Origin of the sequence: Streptomyces nymphaeiformis, from assembly GCF_014203895.1 — a bacterium.
GTDB classification, from domain to species: Bacteria; Actinomycetota; Actinomycetes; order Streptomycetales; family Streptomycetaceae; genus Streptomyces; species Streptomyces nymphaeiformis.
Genome location: NZ_JACHJY010000006.1, coordinates 288431 through 312456, shown reverse-complemented (window position 1 = coordinate 312456; position 24026 = coordinate 288431). Strand labels below are relative to the sequence as shown.

Below are 24026 nucleotides of genomic sequence, written 5' to 3'. Positions count from 1 at the left end.
CGAGGGGCACGATTCGTTCGTACGACCGTACAAACACCACGGAAAGAGTGACCCAGTGGCTGCCGCCCGCCTCGTCGTCCTGGTCTCCGGGTCCGGTACCAATCTGCAGGCCCTCCTCGACGCCATCGCCGCCGACCCCGAGGGATACGGCGCCGAGATCGTCGCGGTCGGCGCCGACCGCGAGGACATCGTCGGCCTGGAGCGCGCCGAGCGCGCCGGACTGCCGACCTTCGTGTGCAAGGTCAAGGACCACGCGACCCGCGAGGAGTGGGACCGCGCGCTGACCGAGGCCACCGACGCGTACGAGCCGGACCTCGTCGTCTCGGCCGGTTTCATGAAGATCGTCGGCAAGGAGTTCCTCGCCCGCTTCGGCGGCCGGGTCGTCAACACCCACCCGGCGCTGCTGCCCAGTTTTCCCGGTGCCCACGGGGTGCGCGACGCCCTCGCCTACGGCGCGAAGGTCACCGGATGCACCGTCCACTTCGTCGACGACGGTGTCGACACCGGCCCGATCATCGCCCAGGGCGTGGTCGAGGTGCGGGACGAGGACGATGAAGCCGCTCTGCACGAGCGCATCAAGGAAGTCGAGCGCTCGCTGCTCGTCGACGTCGTGGGGCGTCTCGCCCGGCACGGCTACCGCATTGAGGGACGAAAGGTTCATGTCGGTGAACACGGACACCGTTAAGCCCATCCGCCGCGCGCTGGTCAGCGTCTACGACAAGACGGGGCTCGAGGAGCTGGCCCGCGGTCTGCACGAGGCCGGTGTCGAGCTCGTCTCCACCGGCTCCACCGCCGGGAAGATCGCCGCCGCCGGGGTTCCGGTCACCAAGGTCGAGGAGCTCACCGGCTTCCCCGAGTGCCTCGACGGCCGCGTCAAGACCCTCCACCCGCGCGTGCACGCCGGCATCCTCGCCGACCTGCGCCTGGAGTCGCACCGCGAGCAGCTCGCCGAGCTCGGCGTGGAGCCCTTCGACCTCGTCGTCGTGAACCTCTACCCGTTCCGCGAGACGGTCGCCTCCGGCGCCACCCCGGACGAGTGCGTCGAGCAGATCGACATCGGCGGCCCGTCGATGGTCCGCGCCGCCGCCAAGAACCACCCGTCGGTCGCGATCGTCACCAGCCCCGAGCGGTACGCGGACGTGCTCGCCGCCGTCCAGGCCGGCGGCTTCGACCTGACCGCCCGCAAGCGGCTCGCCGCCGAGGCCTTCCAGCACACCGCCGCGTACGACGTGGCCGTGGCCTCCTGGTTCGCCGACGACTACGCGGCCGCCGACGACTCCGGCTTCCCGGACTTCCTCGGCGCCACGTACGCCCGGAAGAACGTCCTGCGGTACGGCGAGAACCCGCACCAGGGCGCCGCCCTCTACGTCGACGGCACGGGCGGCCTCGCCGAGGCCGAGCAGCTGCACGGCAAGGAGATGTCCTACAACAACTACACGGACACCGACGCCGCGCGCCGGGCCGCGTACGACCACGCCGAGCCGTGCGTCGCGATCATCAAGCACGCCAACCCGTGCGGCATCGCGGTCGGCGCCGACGTCGCCGAGGCCCACCGCAAGGCGCACGCCTGCGACCCGCTGTCCGCGTTCGGCGGCGTCATCGCCGTCAACCGCCCGGTCTCCGTCGCGATGGCCGAGCAGGTCGCGGAGATCTTCACCGAGGTCATCGTCGCCCCCGGCTACGAGGACGGCGCGGTCGAGATCCTCGCCAAGAAGAAGAACATCCGCGTCCTGAAGGCCGAGGGCGCCCCGGCCAACCCGGTCGAGGTCAAGCCCGTCGACGGCGGTGCCCTCCTCCAGGTCACCGACCGCCTCCAGGCCGAGGGCGACGACCCGGCGAACTGGACCCTCGCGACCGGCGAGGCGCTCTCCGCCGAGGAGCTCGCCGAGCTCGCCTTCGCCTGGAAGGCCTGCCGCGCGGTCAAGTCCAACGCGATCCTGCTCGCCAAGGACGGCGCCTCGGTCGGCGTCGGCATGGGCCAGGTCAACCGCGTCGACTCCGCGAAGCTGGCCGTCGAGCGGGCGGGCGAGGAGCGGGCGCGCGGCTCGTACGCCGCCTCCGACGCCTTCTTCCCCTTCCCCGACGGCCTGGAGATCCTCACCGCGGCCGGCGTGAAGGCGGTCGTGCAGCCGGGCGGCTCGATGCGCGACGAGCTCGTCGTCGAGGCGGCGCAGAAGGCCGGCGTGACGATGTACTTCACGGGCACGCGTCACTTCTTCCACTGACGGTGACCCCACGCTGAACACAGGGCTCCCGCGCTCGCGGGGGCCCTGTGCGCGTGCCCGGCGACTCCGCCGATCGGGTGGACTCTGTTCTAATGGGTTGGCTCTTTTGTCGGCCGCCGGTAGTGGGGGACGTGGTGTTGGACGTACTGAACAGGCCCGCTGCGGAGTCCACCGACGCCGAGCCGTCCGAGGGCCTCTCTCCGGCCCCCCTCCGCCCGTACCTGATCCTCGCGGGCGTCCTCTGCGGCCTGTACTTCCTCTATTCCTGGGTGCAGTACGCGCACTTCCGCACGCCCTCCTGGGACCTCGGGATCTTCGGGCAGTCGGTCAGGGCGTACGCCGAGTTCCGCGCGCCCGTCGTCGACATCAAGGGCCCCGGCTTCCAGATACTCGGCGACCACTTCAGCCCCGTCACCGCGCTGCTCGCGCCGCTCTACTGGATCTGGCCCTCCCCGGCCTCGCTGCTCCTCGGGCAGGCCGCGCTCTTCGCCGCCTCCGCCGTGGTCGTCGGCCGCACCACCCAGCAGATCCTCGGCAGCCGGGCCGCCGGCATCGGCCTGACGATCGCGTACGGGCTGTCCTGGGGCCTCCAGGAGGCCGTCAAGTCCGACTTCCACGAGATCGCCTTCGCCGTCCCGCTGCTCGCCCTGGCCTGCCGGGCCCTGCTCCTCGGGCGCTGGACCGCGGCCGCCGCCTGGTCGGCCCCGCTCGTCCTGGTCAAGGAGGACATGGGCCTCACCGTCGCCATGGTCGGCGCGGTCCTCTTCCTGAAGGGCCAGAAGAAGCTGGGCGCGGCCCTGGCGGGCTTCGGCACGGCGGCCTTCGCGCTGACGGTCCTCGTCCTGATCCCGGCGGCGAGCAAGCTCGGCCAGTACGACTACTGGTCCAAGATCGAGAAGACCGGCCAGGGCGCCGACACCTCCTTCGGGCAGGTCATCGGCGACGCCCTCGCCTCGGGCGAGCGGTGGGAGATGGTGTTCTACCTGCTCGCGATCACCGGCTTCCTCGCCCTGCGCTCCCCGCTGATCCTGCTCGTCCTGCCGACCCTCGGCTGGCGCTTCCTCTCCCAGGACCCCAACCACTGGGGCATGCACTGGCACTACAGCGCGATCCTCATGCCCGTCGTCTTCCTGGCCCTCGTGGACGGCGTCCGCGCGGTCCGCACCTCGCCGCGTGCCTGGCTCGTCTCGTACGGGAAGGTCGTGATCCCGGTGGCGACGGCGGTGGGGCTCGTCCTCGCCGCGAACCTGCCGCTGCGGGAGCTCACGAAGCCGGAGACGTACAGGACGGACAGCCGGACCCTGGAGGCGCGGGCGGCGGTCGACGCCGTCCCGGAGGGGGTGAGCGTCGAGGCGGACGTCTCGCTCCTCGCGCACCTCACGGCCGGCCACCGGGTCTACTGGGTGGGCACGTCCAAGGGCGCCACCCCGGACTACCTCGCCTTCGACCTGCGCGGCTGGGGTCAGCAGGTGTCGGATCCGGCGCAGCTGGCCGCGCAGCTGCACCCCGAGGCGCGGTACGAGATCGCCTACCGCTCGGACGGCTTCGCGGTCCTGAAGCGGTCCTGAAACGGACCTGAGCCCGCGGACAACGGCCGAGGGCCGCCCGGCGCTGTGCCGGACGGCCCTCGGAGCAGCGGGGTACCCGCTGCGGGATTACTTCTTGATGACGACCGTGCCGGCGGCACGGTCGTGCCAGCCCTGCGTCTTGCCGGTGCTGTCGAAGAACGGCGACAGGTAGACGAGGAGCAGGCCGATGCCGCAGACGATCGAGCCGAGCGTCGGGATGATCCAGCGGATGAAGCCGCCGCCGAGACCCGGCTTGCCGCCCGTGTTCTCCTTGACGACGCGGAGGCCGAGCGCCATCTTGCCGAGCGTGGCGCCGACCAAGGCGATCATCAGCCACTCGTAGAGCATGGTGGCGATGCTCAGCAGGAGGAGCACGCCGAAGAAGGCGGCGAAGATGCCGCCGACGGCCTCGGCCTGGTCGTTGAGGCAGGTCTGGTACGCCGAGGACGCCGGGTCCATGGCGGTGCAGTCTTCGACGCTCTTGGCCGCGCCCACCGCGCCGGCCACGCCGATGGCCGACAGGATCCAGTACAAGATGCCGATGGCGACACCGTCGATCAGGCGAGCGGCGAAGCGCAGGCCCATCGAGGCGACCTGCACGGTGCCGAGGCCGTGCACGTTGATGTAGCCGTTGTTCGCCTGGATGGTGCCCGGGGCCTGGGGGTACGCGCCCGGCGCGCCCGGCTGCTGCGGGTAGCCGTAGCCCTGCTGGGGAACGCCCTGCGGGGCCTGCTGCGGGTAGCCGTAGCCGGGCTGCTGCTGGTTCGGGTCCTGCGGCTGGCCGTAGGGGTTGTTCGGGTCGCCGAAGCTCATCGAGGGGTTCCTCCGTGAATTTCCTTGTGCGGGGACGACGCGGCCCGCGCGGAGGACTTTCACGGCATGTGAGCGGATACCCCCCGGCACTTTCCGCGATACTGCGCGGTCATCGTGGTGGCAACGGCGAGATTTTGTCCAGTCGATACGTACCGAAGTTGTGCAAGTGCAACCTGTCGCTCCGTATCGGCGGCCGTTCCGTCCGGGCGAATTGGAACAACGCGGGGGTCATCCGGGAGGATGTCTCCATGAGCGCCCAGATTCTCGATGGCAAGGCCACCGCAGCCGCGATCAAGTCCGATCTCACCGTCCGTGTGGCGGCCCTCAAGGAGAAGGGCATCACGCCCGGTCTCGGCACGATCCTGGTCGGCGACGACCCGGCCAGCCAGAAGTACGTGGCCGGAAAGCACCGCGACTGCGCGCAGGTCGGCCTCGCCTCGATCCAGCGCACCCTGCCGGGCACCGCCACCCAGGAGGAGATCGAGGCGGTCGTACGGGAGCTCAACGAGGACCCGGCCTGCACCGGCTACATCGTCCAGCTGCCGCTGCCCAAGGGCATCGACGAGAACCGCATCCTGGAGCTCATGGACCCGGCCAAGGACGCCGACGGTCTGCACCCGACCAACCTCGGCCGCCTCGTCCTCAACGAGCCCGCGCCGCTGCCCTGCACGCCGAACGGCATCGTCACCCTGCTCCGCGCCCACGGCGTGGAGATCAACGGCGCCGAGGTCGTCGTCGTCGGCCGCGGCGTCACCATCGGACGCCCGATGCCGCTCATCCTGACCCGCCGCTCCGAGAACGCGACCGTGACCCAGTGCCACACCGGCACCCGGGACCTCTCGGCGCACCTGCGCAACGCCGACATCATCGTCGCGGCCGCCGGCGTGCCGCACCTGATCAAGCCCGAGGACGTGAAGCCGGGCGCGGCCGTCCTCGACGTCGGCGTCTCCCGCAACGGCGAGGGCAAGATCCTCGGCGACGTGGACCCGGGCGTCGCCGAGGTGGCCGCCTGGATCTCCCCGAACCCCGGCGGCGTGGGCCCGATGACCCGTGCGCAGCTCCTCGTCAACGTCGTCGAGGCCGCCGAGCGCGCGGCCGCGGCGCTCTGAGGTGACCTCCGGGACCCCGGGGACACCCGGTAACCCGGACGGCCCGGAAGCCGTGAACGGCGCGGGCGGCGCGGAGGTCGCGGGCGTCGCCGCGGAGGGCGGCGCGAAGGGGCCGCGGCAGCGGCTCACCACCGACACCGCGCGCCCCGAGGGCGGCGGCCGCGCGGCCCCCGGCGACGCCCCGGCGCCCGCGCGCCAGTGGCCGCTGCTCACCGTCCTCGTGCTCGCCGGGCTCGGCCTGCTCGTGGTGGGGACGGACCCGTTCCCGCAGGCCTTCCGGGTCGGCGCGATCCTCGTCGGGACGGCGCTCCTCGCGGGCGCGGCGATGCGGCGGGTGCTGCCGTCCGTCGGCATGCTGGCCGTCCGCTCCCGCTTCACGGACATGATCACGTACGGGGTGATGGGCGGTCTGATCGTGCTGCTCGCGCTCATGGTGCAGCCGCACCCGTGGCTGCGGATCCCGTTCCTGGAGGACGTCCTCCACCTCACGGTCACCTAGCCGCACGGGTCGTGCGGCACGGCGCCCGCCCTCTCCCCCGTGGGAGGGCGGGCGCCGTCGTGTTCAAGGGTCATGTGCACGCCGAGCCGGGTACAAGCTCCGTCGGCGCGCTGTGGCACGGAAGTGACCATTCCGCTATCTCGGCCCCGCATCCGCCGCCGGTGACCGTCCCCGGACGGGTGGCAGTGAGCCGGACCACAAGGGGATGGGGATTCGCGGGGGTCCGGGTCGGATAGCCTGACCGCTGGATATCTCTTCACGTCGAGACACCGATCGATCACGTGATCGATCGTCGATCAGGGGAGCCGTCCAGCATCAGGGGCAGGGACCCCCACCGCCAGCTGTCTTACGGAGATCGCCATGACCCGCACTCCCGTGAATGTCACCGTGACCGGCGCGGCCGGCCAGATCGGCTACGCGCTGCTCTTCCGCATCGCCTCCGGCCACCTGCTCGGCGCGGACGTGCCGGTCAAGCTTCGCCTCCTCGAGATCCCGCAGGGCGTCAAGGCCGCCGAGGGCACCGCCATGGAGCTCGACGACTGCGCCTTCCCGCTGCTCAAGGGCATCGACATCTTCGACAACCCGAACCAGGGCTTCGAGGGCGCCAACATCGGTCTGCTCGTCGGCGCCCGCCCGCGCGGCCCGGGCATGGAGCGCGGCGACCTGCTCGCCGCCAACGGCGGCATCTTCAAGCCGCAGGGCGAGGCCATCGCCGCGCACGCCGCGGACGACATCAAGATCCTGGTCGTCGGCAACCCGGCCAACACCAACGCCCTGATCGCCCAGTCGGCCGCCAAGGGCGTCCCGGCCGAGCGCTTCACCGCCATGACCCGCCTGGACCACAACCGCGCCCTGACGCAGCTGGCCCAGAAGACCGGCTCCTCGGTCACGGACATCAAGCGCCTCACCATCTGGGGCAACCACTCCGCGACCCAGTACCCGGACATCTTCAACGCGGAGATCGCCGGCAAGAACGCGGCCGAGGTCGTGGACGACCAGGCGTGGCTGGCCGACACCTTCATCCCGACCGTCGCCAAGCGCGGCGCCGCGATCATCGACGCCCGTGGCGCGTCCTCCGCGGCCTCCGCCGCCAACGCCGCCATCGACCACGTCCACACCTGGGTCAACGGCACCGCCGAGGGCGACTGGACCTCCATGGGCGTCCCGTCCGACGGCTCCTACGGCGTCCCGGAGGGCCTGATCTCCTCCTTCCCGGTCACCTGCAAGGACGGCAAGTACGAGATCGTCCAGGGCCTGGACATCAACGAGTTCTCCCGCACCCGCATCGACGCCTCCGTCCAGGAGCTCGTCGAGGAGCGCGACGCGGTCCGCGAGCTCGGCCTCATCTGAAGCTGACTGCTGTAGCTTCACGCTCTCGGCGCCCCCGGGCCGTACGACCGACCGTACGGCCCGGGGGCGCCGTTTTTCCGGGCCGACGCGGAGTGCCCGCCTCCCCTATGCTGTCCCACCGGTTCCTGGCCAACTCGGCGGGAAACATGGACAGTTCCACTCAATCGGGGGAGTTTTGGCGCAGTCGTTCGTACCTCACCAGCCCAGTGGACCGCCGTCCGCCGCCGTAGACCCGCGCCGTTTACCCGCCGCCAGCGAGGCGACCCGGCTGCTCTGCGCCGGCACCTACCTCGACGACCGCTTCCGTGACGCGGTCATCGACGAGCTCTACGTCCACGAGGAGCGCTTCGCCGCCCCCTCCCTCGGCCACGACGCGAGCCGCGTCCTCGCCCACGCGCTGCGCGCCCGCCGCGTCGAACTCGCCTGGGCCGCCGGCATCCTCGCCCTCTGGATCGTCGCGATCCCCCTCACCAAGGGCCTGGTCGCCCTCGTCCTCACCCCCTACCTGTTCCTTTCCCTCGCCCGCTGGGTGCGCGGCCCCGCCGTCGCCCCCGTGTACCGGGTCGTCGCCGCGTTCCTGCTGCGCTGGTACGGACGGCTGATGTTCGCCCAGTCCGCGCTGTTCCTCCTCGCCCTCGCGTTCGCCGACGACGAGTCCGGCTGGGAGCCCGCCGGCGCGCTCTCCGACACGGGCGAATTCCTCGCCCTCGCGGTCAGCTTCGTCGCCGAGGAGCTGTGGCAGGTCGGCCCGCTCGAGGTGTGGATCACCATCGCCGTGCCGCTCCTCGTGGCCTGGGCGGTCGCCGTCCAGCGCGGCCAGTTCGCCCGCGCGCTCACCCAGGAGCTGTCCCGCGAGCGCTTCGCCGACCAGCGCTCCGACCCGGCCGAACAGGCCGAGGGCGCCCGCTTCCGCCGGCTCCGCGACCGGATCCGGGTCGAGCAGCACGCCCGGCTGATCATGTACGGCTCCCACGACCCGTTCTGCGGCGCCGGCTCCCCGTACGAGCCCTGGTCGCTCTCCGTCGAGCTGCGCCCCCGCAAGAACCTCGACGGCAAGACGCCCGAACCGCTCGACAACAGCGCCGTCCTGCGGCACGTCGTCCCCCTCCTGGAGGCGCTCCGCGTGCCCTCCACGCACGGTTCGCCGCAGCTCCAGGCCGCCGTACGGGACCGGCTGCGCGAGCTGGAGATCGACGAGGTGGTCTTCCTGCCCGTCGACGGACTGCCGGCCCGCACGGACGCGCCGTACACCCCCGAGGGCTTCGAGGCGCACCGCTCGCGCTCCATCGAGGAGGGCGGCGAGACCCGCCGGCACTTCCTCCGCATCCGGGTCGGCGGCTGGGGCGAGGAGATCGTCACCACGGTCTTCGTCCGCGTCCACACCCAGGGCGGCATGCTCATGCTGGAGGTCGCCCCGCACGTCCTGCGGCCGGTGAAGCCGCTCTACCGGTACGCCGACCGGATCGCCCACCGCTACCGGCACAACCACTACTTCGGCAAGGCCGTCTGGGCGCTCGGACGGACCCCGCGCTCGGTCGGCGACGCCCTCGTCACGATCGGCCGCTCCGTCGTCCAGCTGTGGCGCGTGCTCACCGGCGGCCACGCGGGCGCGCTGCCCGAGGGGCCGTGGGCCTCGGTCCGCGAGCTCGGATCCGACGACGAGGCCTCCCTCTTCCAGGAGATGGACGTCAGCCGTTACCTGAAGAGCGTGCAGGACCGGGTCGCGAACGGCGTGACGCTCGCGCTGCGCGAAGCCGGGTACGAGACGGCCGAGTTCGAGCAGAAGATCGTGCACGTGGCGGAGGGCGGCACGTTCATCGAGAACACCAAGGGGAACGTGACCGTCGGGCACCACAACACCGTGACCAGCAAGACCTTCACCACTTCCACGACCGGAGGCGACCGTGGCTGACAACACCGCGAACGGCGTTCACGTCACCAACACCAGTGGCAACGTCGTCATCGGCGACAACAACACCGTCACCAGCACGGTGAACGGCGCCGAGCCCGCCCGCGACGCCCGGCAGGAGGAGCTCCTCCAGGCCATCCGCCGGCTCCGCGCGGACCTGGGGGGCGTCGTCCCCTCGGAGCAGACGGCCGCGCTCGACGCCGAACTCTCCGACGCGGAGGACGAGATCGAGGGCACGGGCAGCGCGGGCACCGGCCGCCTCGCCGCCCTGCGCCGCGCCCTCACGGACGCGGGCGCGGTGACGGGCATCCTCGCCTCGGGCGTGGCCGTCGGCCAGGCCGTCGGCGCCCTGCTCGGAGGATGAGATGACCGGCAAGGCCCGCTGGAACGACGAGACGCAGAGCTGGGAGACGGGGGAGCCGGGGACAGCGGGAACGGCCCCCGCGTGGGACACCGGAGCCCCGGCGCCGACGACCCCGGTGCCTGTGGTGCCGGAGGGCGGTGCGGCCGCCGGGCCTGTGGTGCCGGAGAGCAGCTCGGCTGCCGGACCTGTGGTCCCGGAGAGCGGCGCGACTGCCGGACCCGTGGTCCCGCAGGGCGGCTCGGCTTCTGAGCCCGTGGTCCCGTGGCCCGGGCGGACTGCTGGGCCTGTGGTGCCGGAGGGTGGTGCAACCGCCGGGCCTTTGGTGCCGGGGGCCGGCGCGGCTGCCGGGCCCGTGGTCCCGCAGGGCGGCTCGGCTGCCGGGCCTGTGGTCCCCGAGGGCGGCGCGGCCGCCGGGACCGCGTTCGCTTGGCCCGGGGCGGCTCCGCCGCCTCCGCCGGGCTACGCCCCGGAGTTCGTCCACGACGTCAGCGGCTGGCAGTACCCCGCTCCGCCCGTCCCGGCGGCCCGGCCCCGGCCGTGGGGCGTTCTCGTGGCCGGGGTGGCGGGGGCCGTCGTCGTGGGCGGCGCCGTGGCGGCCTGGATGGTGTGGGGCGCCGGCGGGAAGAGCCCGGCGGCCGGGCCTCCGGCCTCCGTCTCGGCCACCGCCACGGCCACGGGCACGGCCACCGAGCCTCCGGACCAGGCCCCTTCGGAGACCCCCTCCCCCTCCGACACGCCCCTCGACGACGTCCCCCCGCCCGGCTACCGCGCCCAGCAGGACCTCAAGGGCTTCACCATCGCCGTTCCCGAGGGCTGGAACCGGACCGAGAACGAGCAGGGCGTGTTCTACAACGCGCCCGACGGGCGGAGCCTGATCCAGGTCTTCGTCATCGAAGGCGCGGGCATGACGCCGTACGACGCGCTGCGCGGGGCCTCCGAGGACGGGCGGACCAACAAGCCCGGGTATTCCGAGATCAGCCTCGGGCGGGTCTCCGGCGAGGCCGGCGCGCCGGCCGACTCCGCCGAGCTCGTGTACGCGTACGACCGCGAGGGCGGCCGCCGCAAGGTCGTCGACCGCGCCTTCACGGCCCCGGACGGCAACCAGTACGCGATCCTGGCCGCCGGCCCGGAGGCCGACTGGCCCGAGCAGCGCGAACGGCTCCGCGTGGCCCTGGAGTTCTTCCGTCCCGGGGCCTACTGAGCCCGCACCTCGGCCGCCAGGTCCGCGAGCCCGCTCAGGGACCGGAACAGCAGGCCGGGGCCGAAGGTGACGCGGGTCGCCCCCAGGCGGCCGAGCTCGGCGAAGGACGGGCCGTCCGGGAGGGACAGGGCGTTCACCGGCAGGTCGCCGAGGGCCGCCCGCAGGCCCGGCAGGTCGGCGGCCGGGGCCATGATCGGGTACACACAGTCCGCGCCCGCCTCCGCGTACAGGCGGGCGCGGGCGACCGCGTCCCCGGCCGGGTCGGCGACGCCCTCGCGGAGGTACGTGTCGACGCGCGCGTTCACGAAGAGCCCGGGCCCGGCCGCCGCCCGTACCTCCGCCAGCCACTCCGCGTGCGCCCCGGGGTCCTTGAGCCCGCCCGCGCCCTCGCCGTCCTCCAGGTTCACGCCGACCGCGCCGGTCTCCCGCACCCGCTCGACGAGTTCGGCGGCGGACAGCCCGTAGCCGCCCTCCAGGTCCGCCGTGACGGGGACGGACACCGCCCGGACGATGCGCGCCACCGCGGCGAACATCTCCTCGGCGGGCGTCGCCCCGTCCTCGTACCCGAGGGAGGCGGCGATCCCCGCGCTCGGGGTGGCGAGGGCCGGGAAGCCGGCCTCCTCGAAGGTGCGGGCGCTCGCCGCGTCCCACGGTCCCGGCAGCACGAGCGGCCGGTCCGCGGGCCGGCCCCGGTGCAGGGCCCGCAGCACCTCGGCCCGCGGCTCCCCGGTGCTCACGACGCGGCCTTCGGGGTGTAGTGGCCGGGCGTCATGCGGGTGGTGACGCCGATCCGGTTCCAGGCGTTGATCGTGACGATCGCGGCGATGACCCGCGCGAGTTCGGTCTCGTCGAAGTGCTCGGCTGCCCGCGCGTACACCTCGTCGGGCACGAAGCCGTCGGTGAGGACGGTGACGGCCTCGGTCAGCGCGAACGCGGCGAGCTCGCGCTCGGTGTAGAAGTGCCGGGACTCCTCCCAGGCGGCCAGCTGCACGATCCGCTCGATGCTCTCGCCCTCGGCCAGTGCGTCCTTGCTGTGCATGTCGATGCAGAACGCGCAGCGGTTGACCTGCGAGGCCCGGAGCTTGATCAGGTGGTACAGCGTCGGGTCGATGTCCTTCGCGGCTGCCGTCTCAAGGCGCAGCATCGCCCGGTAGAACTCGGGGACGTGCTCGGCGAGGGGGAGGCGGGGGGCGTGCTCGTGGGCGTACACGGCGGTGCTCGTGGTGGTCGTCATGCCGTCCACCGTACGAGCCGGGTGGCACAGGAGTATGGTCCATTTCCATGGCGAACGAGTGGTCCACTTTCGGGGCCGACCTCCATCTGGAACTCCGCGGCACCCGGCTCCGCGCCGGCCTGATGGACGCCCTGCGGGAAGCGGTCCGCAGCGGGCGCCTGGAGGCCGGCACCCGGCTGCCGTCCTCCCGCTCGCTCGCCGCCGACCTCGGCATGGCCCGCAACACCGTCGCCGACGCCTACGCCGAACTGGTCGCCGAGGGCTGGCTCACCGCCCGGCAGGGCTCCGGGACCCGCGTCGCCCGCCGTGCCGCACCCCGGACGCCGGCGCTGTCCACCCCATCGCCCCCATCGCCCCCGTCGCCCCCGCCGGCCGGCACCGGCCGGGCCCGGCCCGGCGCGCCCGTGCACAACCTCCAGTCCGGCACCCCCGACCTCGCCTCCTTCCCGCGCGCCGAGTGGCTCAAGGCGTACCGCCGGGCCCTCACCGACGCCCCGCACGAGGCCTTCGGGTACGGCGATCCGCGCGGCCGCCCCGAACTGCGCACCGCCCTCGCCGAGTACCTCGCCCGCGCCCGGGGCGTGCACGCCCGGCCCGAGCGGATCGTGATCTGCGCGGGCTTCGTGCACGGCCTGACGCTGATCGGCGAGGTGCTGCGGGCCCGGGGCGTCCGGGACGTGGCCGTCGAGTCGTACGGACTCTGGCTGCACGACGGCCTCCTGCGCCGGGCCGGACTCGGCACCCCCGCCCTGTCCTTCGACGAGCGCGGCACGCGGACCGACGAGCTGTCCGGACTCGACGGGTGCGGGGCCGTCCTCATGACGGCCGCCCACCAGTACCCGCTCGGCGGCGCCCTGCCCCCGGACCGGCGGGCGGCCGTCGTCGACTGGGCGCGGGCCTCCGGCGGATTCGTCCTGGAGGACGACTACGACGGGGAGTTCCGCTACGACCGGCAGCCGGTCGGCGCGCTCCAGGGCCTCGACCCCGAGCGCGTCGTCTACTTCGGAACCGCGAGCAAGTCCCTGGCGCCCGGGCTCCGCCTCGCCTGGATGGTCCTGCCGCAGGGCCTGGCCGAGGAGGTCGCGGCGGCGAAGGGGGCCGCGGACTGGTCGTCGAGCGCGCCGGACCAGCTGGCGTTCGCCGAGTTCCTGCGCTCGGGGGCGTACGACCGGCACGTCCGGGCGATGCGGCTGCGCTACCGGCGCCGCCGCGACCAGCTGGTGGCGGCCGTCGCCGAGCACTCGCCGGAGACCCGGGTCAGCGGGATCGCGGCCGGCCTCCACGCCGTCCTGGCCCTGCCGCCCGGCACCGAGCAGGCGACCCTGCGGGCCGCCGCCTGGCGCGGCCTGGCCGTCCAGGGCGTCAACCGGTTCCGCCGCCCCGCGGTGCCGCCCACCCTCGACGGCCTCGTCGTCGGCTACGCCACACCCCCGGACAGCGGCTGGCAGGGCGCGCTCCAGGCCCTGTGCGGGGTGCTGCCGCAAGGGGACCTCACGACGGGGTGACCGGCTCCCGGGCCGGCTCGGGCGCCGGTGCCTCGCCGAAGCGGGCCAGGGTCAGGGAGCCCGCCACCGCCACGGCGAAGCCGAGGATCGCCAGCCAGTTGAGCCCCTCCCGCGTACGGTCCCCGAGCCACGCCACCCCGACGATCGCGGGTCCGATCGTCTCGCCGAGCACCGCGCCCGCCGTCGCTGTCGTCACCGAGCCGCGCTGGAGCGCCGAGGTCAGCAGCATGAACGCGGCCCCGCCGCCGACGAGGAGCGCGTACCAGACGGGGTCGGTGAAGTCGATGCCGTCGATCAGCCGGACGGCGATCTCCACCACCCCGAAGCCGAACCCCGCCCCGAGGCCGAGGACGAGGGCACGGGACCGCTCCGGCAGCCGCCCCGCCACGACGCCGAGCAGCAGCACCCCGAAGGAGATCCCGAGCAGCGCCCAGCGCAGCGCCTCCGAACCGTCCCGGTGGCCCTCCTTGCCGGAGGCGAGCGCCAGCATCGCGAGCCCCGCGCAGACCACGGCCACGGCCCACCACTCCACCCGGCGCAGCCGCACGTTCAGGACACGGGAGGCGATGACCGCCGTGACCGCCAGGCTCGCGGCGAGGGCCGCGCCCACCACGTAGATGGGCAGCGTCCGCAGCGCCACGATCTGCAGCACGAAGCCCAGACCGTCCGCCCCGAGGCCGGCGAGATAGCGCCACTGCCGCAGGGCCCGCCACATCAGCGCGACGTCGACGCCACCGCCCGTCCCCGGCTCGGCGGCGCGGGCCGCCATCGCCTGGAGCACCGAGGCCGCGCCGAAGCAGACGGACGAGGCGAGCGCGCAAATCATCCCGAGTAGCACGAAAGGACTCTAGATCCTGAGGCCGGAAATCACCGGCCTACACTGTGCGGTCGCGAAGGGCGTGACGCGGCGAAGACGTGACGCGGCGGAAGCGTGACGCGGTGAAGACGTGACGCGGTGAAGGGGAGGCGGCGGACATGCGCAGGCTGAGGTCGAGCACGGTGGTGCTCGGCGGGATGGGTGTGCTCGCGGCGACGATCACCGCGTGCGGTTCGGAGCCGGACCGGCGGTGCGTGGACCCGCTGACCCGCGAGGAGCTGCCCAGCTACCGCTGCGAGAGCGGCGGAGGCGGCAGCGACGACGACAACGGCAGCACCACCCGCGGCGCGTACTACTACGGCGGTTCCGTCCGCGACCAGCGCGTGAGCGGCGGCAGCTTCGACAAGACCGCCGTCGACACCGGCGGCTTCGGCTGCTCGGGCACCGGCGGCGGCTGAGGCGGGCGGGCGCGCACCATGGAACGGCACACCATCGAGCCCCGGCCCGGCTGGCAGCAGACCGTCGAGGAGCAGGGTCTCGTCTATCCGCTGACCCGCCACCCGGACGGTTCGCTGCGCCCGTACTGGGACGAGAGCGCGTACTACTCCTTCTCGCTGCCCGAGGTCGAGGCCCTGGAGGAGGTCGTCGAGGAGCTGCACGCGCTGTGCCTGGCGGCGGCCGCGCACATCGTCGAGCACGACCGCTTCGCCGAGCTCGGGATCACCGACCCGAAACTGGCGGGCCTCGTCGCCGAGTCCTGGCGGCGGAGGGCCGAACTCCCCTCCCTGTACGGCCGCTTCGACCTGCGCTACGACGGCACGGGCCCGGCGAAGATGCTGGAGTACAACGCCGACACCCCGACCTCCCTCGTGGAGGCCGCGAGCCCGCAGTGGTTCTGGATGGAGGAACGGTTCCCCGGCGCCGACCAGTGGAACTCCCTCCACGAGCGGCTCGTCGACGCCTGGAGGCGCCAGGCCCCGCTGCTGCCGCCCGGACCCGTCCACTTCGCCCACTCGGACGGCGACGAGCTCGGCGAGGACCTGATGACGGTCGCGTACCTGCGCGAGACCGCCCAGCAGGCCGGGCTCGACACCGAGATGCTCTCCGTCGAGCGGATCGGCTGGGACCGGCTCTCGCGCCGCTTCGTGGACGACCGGCTCCGCTTCCTCCGCAGCTGCTTCAAGCTCTACCCGTGGGAGTGGCTGACCACCGACCGCTTCGGCCGGCACGTCCTGGACACCCTCGACAACGGCGGCGGCACCGGCACGACCTGCTGGATCGAACCCGCCTGGAAGATGCTGCTGTCCAACAAGGCGCTCCTCGCGATCCTGTGGGAGCTGAACCCGGGCCACCCCAACCTGCTGCCCGCCTACCTCGACGGGCCGCGCGAACTCGCCTCCACCACGGGCTGGGTCGCCAAGCCGCTGCTCGGCCGCGAGGGCGCGGGCGTCACCCTGCACGAGGCCGGCACGGAGCCGTTCGTACGGGACGGGGAGGCCTGCTGCTACCAGGGGCTGGCCCCGCTGCCCGACTTCGACGGCAACCGGGTGGTGCTCGGCGCGTGGGTCGTCGAGGACGAGGCGGCGGGGCTCGGGATCCGGGAGTCGGCGGGGCTCGTCACCGACGAGTACGCCCGCTTCCTCCCGCACGTCATCCTGTGACGGGCTACTCCGGTACGTAGTCCCGCAGCGGCGCCGGCGTCAGGCCCGCCGCCCCGGCCGCGTCCAGGGCCCGTCGGAGGTCCTGCGTCACCGTCTCGTTGAAGTGCAGCAGGATGATGTCGCCGGCCTTCAGCGACGGGGTCGGCGGGGTCCACTGGCCCCAGGTCGTGAGGTCGTACGTCCACGTCACGAGGGCCTTCGCCCCGCAGGCGCGGGCGGTGGTCCGGGTGGTCGCGTCGTACGTGCCGTACGGCGGGCGCAGCAGCCGCGGCCCGTCGCCGAACTCCGCGAGGTGCCGGTCGCGGGCCCCGCAGACCTCCGCCTTCTGCCCGGCGGCGTCGAGGGTGGTCAGGTCCGGGTGGCCGACGGTGTGGTTCTCGACGCGGGAGCGGCCCTGGTCGAGCAGGGTGTGGAAGTAGCCGGAGTCGTACGAGTACGCCCCCGGGAGCAGGAACAGCGAGGCGGGCACCCGGCGGTCGAGCAGCAGCTGCGCGGCCGCCGGGTCGTGGTACCAGCCGTCGTCGATGGTGATGAAGACGACCGGGTCGGTGGTCTCGACGTGCGAGACCACCGGGACGGGCTCGGGCCAGGCCGCCTCCGGGGCGGCGTGCGCGGGTCCGGCGACCGCGCCGAGGAGCGCGAGCGGGACGAGGGCGGCGAGCGCGGCACGCACGGCGTGACGCAGACGGAGTCTCGGCATGGCGGCATCATTGGCCTAGACCAAGTGCCGTGTCAATGCGCCGAGTTGACCTCGCGCCGCCCTCTGGAAACGGACCCGGGCGGTCCGAACCGGACCACTTCCCGCCCTCCGGAAACGGACCCGGGCGGTCCGGACCGGACCGCCCGCAGCCCTCTCCCCAGCGGACCCCGTCAGTCCGAGAGCACCCCCCTCAGCTGCTCCAGGCCCCAGTCCAGGTCCTCCTTCGAGATGACCAGCGGCGGAGCGATCCGGATCGTCGAACCGTGCGTGTCCTTCACCAGGACCCCACGCGCCATCAGCTTCTCCGAGATCTCCCGGCCCGTGCCCTTCGACGGCACGATGTCCACCCCGGCCCACAGACCGCGCCCGCGCACCGCCTCCACCGCGCCGCCGCCCACGAGCAGCCCCAGCTCCGCGTGCAGGTGCTCGCCCAGCTCCGCCGCGCGCTCCTGGAACTCGCCCGTCCGCAGCATCGCGATCACCTCCAGGGCCACCGCGCACGCCAGCGGGTTCCCGCCGAACGTCGACCCGTGCTCACCCGGCCGGAACACCCCGAGGACGTCACGGTCGGCCACCACCGCCGACACCGGCACCACACCGCCGCCCAGCGCCTTCCCCAGGATGTACACGTCCGGCACGACCCCCTCGTGCTCGCACGCGAACGTCCGCCCCGTCCGGCCCAGACCCGACTGGATCTCGTCCGCCATGAACAGCACGTTCCGCCGGCGGGTCAGCTCCCGCACCCCCGCCAGATAGCCGGCCGGCGGGACCAGGACCCCCGCCTCGCCCTGGATCGGTTCGAGCAGCACCGCCACCGTGTTCTCGGTGACCGCCGCCTCCATCGCCGTCAGGTCCCCGTACGGCACGATCTCGAACCCCGGCGTGTACGGCCCGAAGTGGTCCCGCGCCTCGTGGTCCGTCGAGAAGCTCACGATCGTCGTCGTCCGGCCGTGGAAGTTGTTCGCCGCGACCACGATCTTCGCGTGCCCGTCCGGCACGCCCTTCACCTCGTACCCCCACTTCCGGGCGGTCTTCACGGCCGTCTCGACCGCCTCCGCCCCCGTGTTCATCGGCAGCACCGCCTCCTTGCCGCACAGCTCCGCCAGCTGCGCGCAGAAGTCGGCGAAGCGGTCGTGGTGGAAGGCGCGCGAGGTCAGCGTCACCCGCTCCAGCTGCGCCTTCGCCGCGTCGATCAGACGCCGGTTGCCGTGCCCGAAGTTGAGCGCCGAGTACCCGGCGAGCATGTCGAGGTAGCGACGGCCCTCGACATCGGTCATCCAGGCGCCGTCCGCCGAGGCGACGACGACCGGGAGGGGGTGGTAGTTGTGAGCGCTGTGCGCGTCCGCGGAAGCGATCGCGTCTTCTGTCCTCGACACGGGATCTCCGTTCGTCCTGCGGATCGGGGGTGACCCAGGGGCTGTGGCCCCTTTCTTATCGTCGCTCGGATGCCGGACGGGGAAACCTCGACGACGGCGCGCCCGCTACTGTGGAAACACGCACGGCGACTGGCGTACGGGGAAGCGACCCCGGGGGAGCCGAGCGCGCTCCACCACACGAGGTGCCGCTCGCCTGGGCATCACGGGATCCCGGTCCCGTGCGCACCTCGCCACGGGACCGTTCCGCCGAACGCCCGGAGGACCGCATCATGACCGTCCAGCAGCAGCACCCCGCGCTCGCCGCAGCCGACCCCGAGCTCGCCGCCCTCGTCGGCGCCGAGGAACGGCTCCAGGCCGAGACCCTGCGCCTCATCCCCAGCGAGAACTACGTCTCCGCCGCCGTGCTCGAAGCCTCCGGCACCGTCCTCCAGAACAAGTACAGCGAGGGCTACCCCGGCCGCCGCTACTACGAGGGCCAGCAGAACATCGACCAGGTCGAGACCCTCGCGATCGAGCGCGCCAAGGCCCTCTTCGGCGTCGACCACGCCAACGTCCAGCCGTACTCGGGCTCCCCGGCCAACCTCGCCGTCTACCTCGCCTTCGCGAAGCCCGGCGACACCGTCATGGGCATGGCCCTCCCCATGGGCGGCCACCTCACCCACGGCTGGGGCGTCTCCGCCACCGGCAGCTGGTTCCGGGGCGTGCAGTACGGCGTACGCCAGGACGACGGCCTCATCGACTTCGACCAGGTCCGCGACCTCGCCCTCAAGGAGCGCCCGAAGGTCATCTTCTGCGGCGGCACCGCGCTGCCCCGCACCATCGACTTCGCCGCCTTCGGCGAGATCGCCCGCGAGTCCGGCGCCGTCCTCGTCGCCGACGTCGCCCACATCGCCGGTCTGATCGCGGGCGGCGCCCACCCCTCCCCGGTCGGGCACGTGGACGTCATCTCCACCACCACCCACAAGACCCTCCGCGGCCCGCGCGGCGCCATGCTCATGTCCCGCGAGGAGCACGCCAAGGCCCTCGACAAGGCCATCTTCCCCGGCCTCCAGGGCGGCCCGCACAACCAGACCACCGCCGCCATCGCCGTCGCCCTCCGCGAGGCCTCCCAGCCCTCCTTCCGCGACTACGCCCACGCCGTCGTCGCCAACGCCAAGGCCCTCGCCGAGGCGCTCCTCGCCCGCGGCTTCGACCTCGTCTCCGGCGGCACCGACAACCACCTGATCCTGATCGACCTCACCTCCCGGCAGGTCCCGGGCAAGATCGCCGCGAAGGCCCTCGACCGGGCCGGGATCGTCGTCAACTACAACACCGTCCCGTACGACCCGCGGAAGCCCTTCGACCCCTCCGGCATCCGCATCGGCACCCCCTCCCTCACCTCCCGCGGCCTCACACCGGACCACATGCCCGAGGTCGCCGAGTGGATCGACCGCGCCGTCACCGCCGCCGGCACCGGCGACGAGGACACCCTCGCCGCCGTCCGCGCCGAGGTCGCCGCCCTCATGGCCGCGTACCCGGCCCCCGGGGGCGCGGGGGCACGCTGTGTTCCTGGTCTCACCCACCGCCGGGCGGGGATCGGTTCCCACACCTGAGAGAATGATGTGCATGGCCTCTGACAGTCCCCGTGTGCTCTCCGGAATCCAGCCCACCGCAGGCTCGTTCCACCTCGGCAACTACCTCGGCGCCGTCCGCCAGTGGGTCGCCCTGCAGGAGACCCACGACGCGTTCTACATGGTCGTCGACCTGCACGCGATCACGGTTCCGCAGGATCCCGCCGAGCTGCGCGCCAACACCCGGCTCGCCGCCGCCCAGCTGCTCGCCGCCGGTCTCGACCCGGAGCGCTGCACCCTCTTCGTCCAGAGCCACGTCCCCGAGCACGCCCAGCTCGCCTGGGTCATGAACTGCCTCACCGGCTTCGGCGAGGCCTCCCGCATGACCCAGTTCAAGGACAAGTCCGCGAAGCAGGGCGTCGGCAACGCGAGCGTCGGCCTCTTCACGTACCCGATCCTCCAGGTCGCGGACATCCTGCTCTACCAGGCCCACGAGGTCCCGGTCGGCGAGGACCAGCGCCAGCACATCGAGCTGACCCGCGACCTCGCGGAGCGCTTCAACGGCCGCTTCGGCGAGACGTTCACGATCCCGAAGCCGTACATCCTCAAGGAGACGGGGAAGATCTTCGACCTCCAGGACCCGACGATCAAGATGAGCAAGTCGGCGTCCTCGCCGAAGGGCCTCATCAACCTCCTGGACGACCCGAAGGTCACCGCGAAGAAGGTCAAGAGCGCCGTCACCGACACCGACACGGTGATCCGCTTCGACCCGGAGAACAAGGCCGGCGTCTCCAACCTGCTCAGCATCATGTCCACGCTCACCGGCACCTCCGTCGAGGACCTGGAGAAGAGCTACGAGGGCAAGATGTACGGCGCGCTGAAGACGGATCTCGCCGAGGTCATGGTGGACTTCGTCACGCCGTTCCGGGACCGCACCCAGGAATACCTGGACGACCCGGAGACGCTGGACTCGGTCCTGGCCAAGGGAGCGGAGAAGGCCCGCGCGGTCGCCGCGGAGACGCTGGCGCAGACGTACGAGCGCATCGGCTTCCTGCCCGCCAAGCACTGAGACCGAGGACCCTGGCCGAAAGGGTGGTGCAGGCCGCACACTGGCGCTGCACCACCCGTACACATCTCGACGGACGACGGAGGAGAACGACGTGGGGACCGTAACGCTCGGCGTTTCGATCGCGGTCCCGGAGCCCTACGGCAGCCTGCTCCAGGAGCGGCGCGCCGGCTTCGGGGACCCGGCCGCGTACGGCATCCCCACGCACGTCACCCTGGTCCCGCCGACCGAGGTCCCCGAGGAGCGCCTGCCGGAGATCGAGGCGCACCTCGCGGGCGTCGCCGCCGACCACCAGCCGTTCCCCGTGCGCCTGGAAGGCACCGGCACCTTCCGTCCGCTCTCCCCGGTCGTCTTCGTGACGCTGGCGGAGGGCGTGTCCTGCTGCAACCGGCTCCAGGAGCGGATCCGGGACGAGGCAGGCCCCCTCGCGCGCGAGCTCCAGTTCCCGTACCACCCGCACGTCACCGTGGCGCACGGCATCTCCGAGGAGGGGATGGACCGGGCGTTCGAGGAGCTCGCCGGCTACGGGGCGGCCTGGACCTGCCGCTCCTTCGCGCTGTACGAGCAGGGCCCGGACGGCGTGTGGCGGAAGCTGTACGACTACGAGTTCGGCAGCGGCCGCCCGATCTCGGCGGTCCCGGCACAGGGCGGCAGCCCGGTGGACACGCCCGCGCCGACGGCCTAGCGGGAGCCGTACGTCACACCGGCGCCGACCGCGTAGGGGCGCAGGACCCTGCGTCACACCGGCAGGCGCCGGAACAGCGGCCTCGGCACGTGCCGTACCGCGCTCATCACCAGCCGCAGTGCCCCCGGCACCCACACCGTCTCCGAGCGCCGCCGCAGCCCCAGCTCGATCGCGCCCGCGACCGCCTCCGGGGTCGTCGCGAGCGGCGCCTCCGCGAGCCCGGCCGTCATCTTCGACCGCACGAACCCGGGCCGTACGACCATGACGTGCACGCCCGTGCCGTGCAGCGCGTCCCCGAGGCCCTGCGCGAAGGCGTCGAGGCCCGCCTTCGACGAGCCGTAGATGAAGTTGGCGCGGCGGGCCCGCTCGCCCGCCACCGACGACAGCACCACCAGCGAACCGTGCCCCTGCTCCTGGAGCGCGCCCGCGCACACCAGACCGGCCGAGACGGCGCCCGTGTAGTTGGTCTGCGCGACCCGGACGGCGGCGACCGGGTCGGACTCGTCGCGCGCCTGGTCGCCGAGGACCCCGAAGGCGAGCAGCACCATGTCGATGTCGCCCTCCGTGAAGATCTTCCCGAGCCGCTCCTCGTGCGACTCGGTGTCGAGCGCGTCGAAGGGCACGGTGCGCACGTCCGCCCCGAGCGCGCGCAGCGAGTCCGCGGCGGCCGTCAGCGCGGGGGAGGGACGGCCGGCCAGCCGGACCACGCGCGTGCGGCGCGCGATCAGCCGGCGGGCGGTGGCGAGCCCGATCTCGGAGGTGCCGCCGAGGACGAGCAGGGACTGCGGGGCACCGAAGGCGTCCTTCACGGGGGAACTCCTCAGAGGTCGAGACGGCGGGCGAGGTCCGAGGTGAGGACGGACCGGGGGTCGAGTTCCGCGCGCAGCGCCCGGAACTCGTCGAGCCTGGGGTACATCGCGGCCAGGGTCTCCGGCCGGACCCGGGAGTCCTTGGCGAGGTAGACCCGGCCGCCGGCGCCCACGACCTCCTCGTCGAGCGCGTCGAGGAAGCGGCCGAGGCCGGGGAGGCCGGTGGGGAGGTCGAGGGCGAGGGTCCAGCCGGGCAGGGGGAAGGACAGCCAGCCGGGATCGCCCGCGCCGAAGCGCTTCAGGACGGCGAGGAAGGACGGGCAGCCCCGGTCCGCGATCCGCCGCACGATCCGCCGGAGGGCCTCCTCCTGCCCGTACGGGACGACGAACTGGTACTGGACGAAGCCGGCGGGCCCGTAGATCCGGTTCCAGTGCGGGACGCCGTCGAGCGGGTGGAAGAAGGCCGGCAGCGACTGGAGGCGGCCGGTGGCGGACCGGGGCGCCGCGCGGTACCAGAGCTCGTTGAAGAGCCCGACGGAGGTGCGGCCGAGCAGCCCGCCGGGGACGTGCCGCGGCGGCGCGGGCAGCCGCCCCGGCCGGAAGGCGAGCGGCGCGCGGCGGGCCCGGTGGTTGCGGGGCAGCGCGTCGTACGGGGCGTGGTCGCCGCGCGTCAGGACGGCGCGGCCGGTGGCGGCGCCCCGGGCGAGCAGGTCGATCCAGGCGACGGAGTAGCGGTACCGGTGGTCGCCGTCGGTGAGCCGGGCCATCAGCTCGTCGAGGTCGGGGACGCGGTCGGTGTCCACGCGCATCAGGGAGGTCTCGACGGGCAGCAGCCGCAGGGTGGCGGAGAGGATCACGCCGGTCAGGCCCATGCCGCCGGTGGTCGCGTCGAAGAGAGGGGTCCCGGGCAGCACCGTCCGGATCTCGCCGTCGGCGGTGAGGAGTTCGAGCGCGGTCACGTGGCGGCCGAAGGAACCCGAGACGTGGTGGTTCTTGCCGTGGATGTCGGCGCCGATCGCGCCGCCGACGGTCACGTACCGGGTGCCGGGGGTGACCGGGACGAACCAGCCGAGCGGCAGCAGCGCCTCCATCAGCCGGTGCAGGCTGACGCCCGCCTCGCAGACGACGAGCCCGGCGGTCGTGTCGACGGCCAGGATCCGGTCGAGGCCCGTCATGTCGAGGACGGTGCCGCCGGCGTTCTGCGCGGCGTCCCCGTACGCGCGGCCGAGGCCGCGGGCGACGGCGCCGCGGGGGCCGCAGGTCCGGAGGGCCTCGGCGACCTCGGCGTGCCCGCGGGGCCGCTGCACGCGCGCGAGGGTGGGGGCGGTGCGGCCCCAGCCGGTGATCGCTTCGCAGTCGTCGTCCAGGACGCGGGTCTCGACAGCCATGGAGGTGACCGTATAGCCGGGTATGCGGCTTATGTCGGTATTGCAGGGTGGTTCGTCGAAATGGGTGATTAAAGGAGTGTCATACAAGAGTCCTGGCCCCCTCGGGGCCGGCCCGCGCCAGAGTCGCGTGTGACCGACCCGAACGGCGAGCCCCGAAGGGGGACGAACACGGATGCGCGAGCCGATCCTGCCCGCAC

Annotated in this window: 23 protein-coding genes and 1 riboswitch; of the genes, 15 read left to right on the top strand and 8 right to left on the bottom strand. The window is 72.9% G+C overall.

Annotation, left to right across the window (positions count from 1 at the left end; translation table 11 throughout):
- Nucleotides 1-55: 55 nt before the first annotated feature.
- The 3 genes from purN (at nucleotide 56) to GGE06_RS22020 (ending at nucleotide 3793) form a co-directional block, all read left to right on the top strand.
- Nucleotides 56-685, top strand: a complete 630-nt coding sequence (gene purN, locus GGE06_RS22030; RefSeq protein WP_116159267.1) for a phosphoribosylglycinamide formyltransferase — start codon at nucleotides 56-58, stop codon at nucleotides 683-685.
- Nucleotides 660-2225, top strand: coding sequence for a bifunctional phosphoribosylaminoimidazolecarboxamide formyltransferase/IMP cyclohydrolase (purH, locus tag GGE06_RS22025; protein ID WP_116159266.1), 1566 nt, complete (start codon nucleotides 660-662; stop codon nucleotides 2223-2225). Before purN ends, purH begins: the two co-directional genes overlap by 26 nt.
- Nucleotides 2226-2317: 92 nt before the next feature.
- Entirely contained in the window at nucleotides 2318-3793 is a 1476-nt protein-coding gene (locus tag GGE06_RS22020; RefSeq protein WP_376773572.1) for a DUF2079 domain-containing protein, read from the top strand.
- An 87-nt stretch (nucleotides 3794-3880) separates the two neighbouring features.
- Here the strand turns inward: GGE06_RS22020 and GGE06_RS22015 are convergent, their stop codons facing one another.
- A complete protein-coding gene (locus GGE06_RS22015) occupies nucleotides 3881-4606 on the bottom strand; it encodes an RDD family protein (RefSeq protein WP_116159264.1) in 726 nt (241 codons plus the stop codon).
- Between the two features lie 248 nt (nucleotides 4607-4854).
- Here GGE06_RS22015 and GGE06_RS22010 point away from each other — a divergent pair, with 248 nt between their 5' ends.
- From GGE06_RS22010 to GGE06_RS21985, 6 genes are all read left to right on the top strand, one after another.
- Nucleotides 4855-5715: a bifunctional methylenetetrahydrofolate dehydrogenase/methenyltetrahydrofolate cyclohydrolase gene (locus GGE06_RS22010; protein WP_116159263.1), complete on the top strand. Its 861-nt coding sequence runs from the start codon at nucleotides 4855-4857 to the stop codon at nucleotides 5713-5715.
- A 1-nt stretch (nucleotide 5716) separates the two neighbouring features.
- Nucleotides 5717-6214, top strand: a complete 498-nt coding sequence (locus tag GGE06_RS22005) for a DUF3017 domain-containing protein (protein ID WP_116159262.1) — start codon at nucleotides 5717-5719, stop codon at nucleotides 6212-6214.
- Between the two features lie 360 nt (nucleotides 6215-6574).
- Complete coding sequence (locus GGE06_RS22000; RefSeq protein WP_116159261.1) at nucleotides 6575-7564, top strand: malate dehydrogenase; 990 nt, start codon at nucleotides 6575-6577, stop codon at nucleotides 7562-7564.
- A 175-nt stretch (nucleotides 7565-7739) separates the two neighbouring features.
- Nucleotides 7740-9476, top strand: a complete 1737-nt coding sequence (locus GGE06_RS21995) for an AbeC-like domain-containing protein (RefSeq protein ID WP_221518394.1) — start codon at nucleotides 7740-7742, stop codon at nucleotides 9474-9476.
- The gene (locus GGE06_RS21990; RefSeq protein ID WP_184931525.1) at nucleotides 9469-9837 is read left to right on the top strand and encodes a hypothetical protein; all 369 of its coding nucleotides are present in this window, start codon (nucleotides 9469-9471) and stop codon (nucleotides 9835-9837) included. The genes GGE06_RS21995 and GGE06_RS21990 overlap by 8 nt, the downstream gene beginning before the upstream one ends.
- A 352-nt stretch (nucleotides 9838-10189) precedes the next feature.
- Nucleotides 10190-11038, top strand: a complete 849-nt coding sequence (locus GGE06_RS21985; protein WP_181924539.1) for a serine/threonine kinase C-terminal domain-containing protein — start codon at nucleotides 10190-10192, stop codon at nucleotides 11036-11038.
- On the opposite strand, the gene GGE06_RS21980 is transcribed toward GGE06_RS21985, so the two are convergent.
- Nucleotides 11032-11775: an isocitrate lyase/PEP mutase family protein gene (locus GGE06_RS21980; protein ID WP_184931524.1), complete on the bottom strand. Its 744-nt coding sequence runs from the start codon at nucleotides 11773-11775 to the stop codon at nucleotides 11032-11034. The genes GGE06_RS21985 and GGE06_RS21980 overlap by 7 nt on opposite strands.
- Entirely contained in the window at nucleotides 11772-12272 is a 501-nt protein-coding gene (locus GGE06_RS21975; RefSeq protein WP_184931523.1) for a carboxymuconolactone decarboxylase family protein, read from the bottom strand. The genes GGE06_RS21980 and GGE06_RS21975 overlap by 4 nt, the downstream gene beginning before the upstream one ends.
- 47 nt (nucleotides 12273-12319) lie before the next feature.
- On the opposite strand from GGE06_RS21975, the gene pdxR reads away from it, so the two are divergent.
- Nucleotides 12320-13777 (top strand): MocR-like pyridoxine biosynthesis transcription factor PdxR, encoded by a 1458-nt coding sequence (gene pdxR / locus GGE06_RS21970; RefSeq protein WP_184931522.1) that lies wholly within the window; start codon nucleotides 12320-12322, stop codon nucleotides 13775-13777.
- On the opposite strand, the gene GGE06_RS21965 is transcribed toward pdxR, so the two are convergent.
- Nucleotides 13764-14603 carry a DMT family transporter gene (locus GGE06_RS21965; protein ID WP_116159255.1) on the bottom strand — a complete coding sequence of 280 codons (840 nt, stop codon included), beginning with the start codon at nucleotides 14601-14603 and terminating at the stop codon, nucleotides 13764-13766. The genes pdxR and GGE06_RS21965 overlap by 14 nt on opposite strands.
- Before the next feature lie 149 nt (nucleotides 14604-14752).
- On the opposite strand from GGE06_RS21965, the gene GGE06_RS21960 reads away from it, so the two are divergent.
- Both GGE06_RS21960 and GGE06_RS21955 read left to right on the top strand, forming a co-directional pair.
- Entirely contained in the window at nucleotides 14753-15052 is a 300-nt protein-coding gene (locus GGE06_RS21960; RefSeq protein ID WP_116159254.1) for a hypothetical protein, read from the top strand.
- Nucleotides 15053-15070: 18 nt separating this feature from the next.
- Nucleotides 15071-16255 carry a glutathionylspermidine synthase family protein gene (locus GGE06_RS21955; protein ID WP_116159253.1) on the top strand — a complete coding sequence of 395 codons (1185 nt, stop codon included), beginning with the start codon at nucleotides 15071-15073 and terminating at the stop codon, nucleotides 16253-16255.
- Nucleotides 16256-16259: 4 nt separating this feature from the next.
- On the opposite strand, the gene GGE06_RS21950 is transcribed toward GGE06_RS21955, so the two are convergent.
- Both GGE06_RS21950 and rocD read right to left on the bottom strand, forming a co-directional pair.
- The gene (locus GGE06_RS21950; protein WP_116159252.1) at nucleotides 16260-16955 is read right to left on the bottom strand and encodes a polysaccharide deacetylase family protein; all 696 of its coding nucleotides are present in this window, start codon (nucleotides 16953-16955) and stop codon (nucleotides 16260-16262) included.
- A 170-nt stretch (nucleotides 16956-17125) separates the two neighbouring features.
- Complete coding sequence (gene rocD / locus GGE06_RS21945) at nucleotides 17126-18331, bottom strand: ornithine--oxo-acid transaminase (protein WP_116159251.1); 1206 nt, start codon at nucleotides 18329-18331, stop codon at nucleotides 17126-17128.
- A 115-nt stretch (nucleotides 18332-18446) separates the two neighbouring features.
- A riboswitch (ZMP/ZTP riboswitch) is annotated at nucleotides 18447-18537 on the top strand.
- Nucleotides 18538-18600: 63 nt separating this feature from the next.
- Here rocD and glyA point away from each other — a divergent pair.
- From glyA to GGE06_RS21930, 3 genes are all read left to right on the top strand, one after another.
- Nucleotides 18601-19923: a serine hydroxymethyltransferase gene (glyA, locus tag GGE06_RS21940; RefSeq protein ID WP_184931521.1), complete on the top strand. Its 1323-nt coding sequence runs from the start codon at nucleotides 18601-18603 to the stop codon at nucleotides 19921-19923.
- Nucleotides 19924-19936: 13 nt separating this feature from the next.
- Nucleotides 19937-20950 carry a tryptophan--tRNA ligase gene (gene trpS, locus GGE06_RS21935; RefSeq protein ID WP_184931520.1) on the top strand — a complete coding sequence of 338 codons (1014 nt, stop codon included), beginning with the start codon at nucleotides 19937-19939 and terminating at the stop codon, nucleotides 20948-20950.
- A gap of 91 nt (nucleotides 20951-21041) precedes the next feature.
- Nucleotides 21042-21632: a 2'-5' RNA ligase family protein gene (locus GGE06_RS21930; protein WP_116159249.1), complete on the top strand. Its 591-nt coding sequence runs from the start codon at nucleotides 21042-21044 to the stop codon at nucleotides 21630-21632.
- A gap of 53 nt (nucleotides 21633-21685) precedes the next feature.
- Here GGE06_RS21930 and dprE2 read toward each other — a convergent pair whose 3' ends face one another.
- Nucleotides 21686-22441 carry a decaprenylphospho-beta-D-erythro-pentofuranosid-2-ulose 2-reductase gene (gene dprE2, locus GGE06_RS21925; protein ID WP_184931519.1) on the bottom strand — a complete coding sequence of 252 codons (756 nt, stop codon included), beginning with the start codon at nucleotides 22439-22441 and terminating at the stop codon, nucleotides 21686-21688.
- Nucleotides 22442-22452: 11 nt separating this feature from the next.
- Nucleotides 22453-23829 (bottom strand): decaprenylphosphoryl-beta-D-ribose oxidase, encoded by a 1377-nt coding sequence (gene dprE1 / locus GGE06_RS21920; protein WP_116159247.1) that lies wholly within the window; start codon nucleotides 23827-23829, stop codon nucleotides 22453-22455.
- Nucleotides 23830-24026 lie beyond the last annotated feature (197 nt).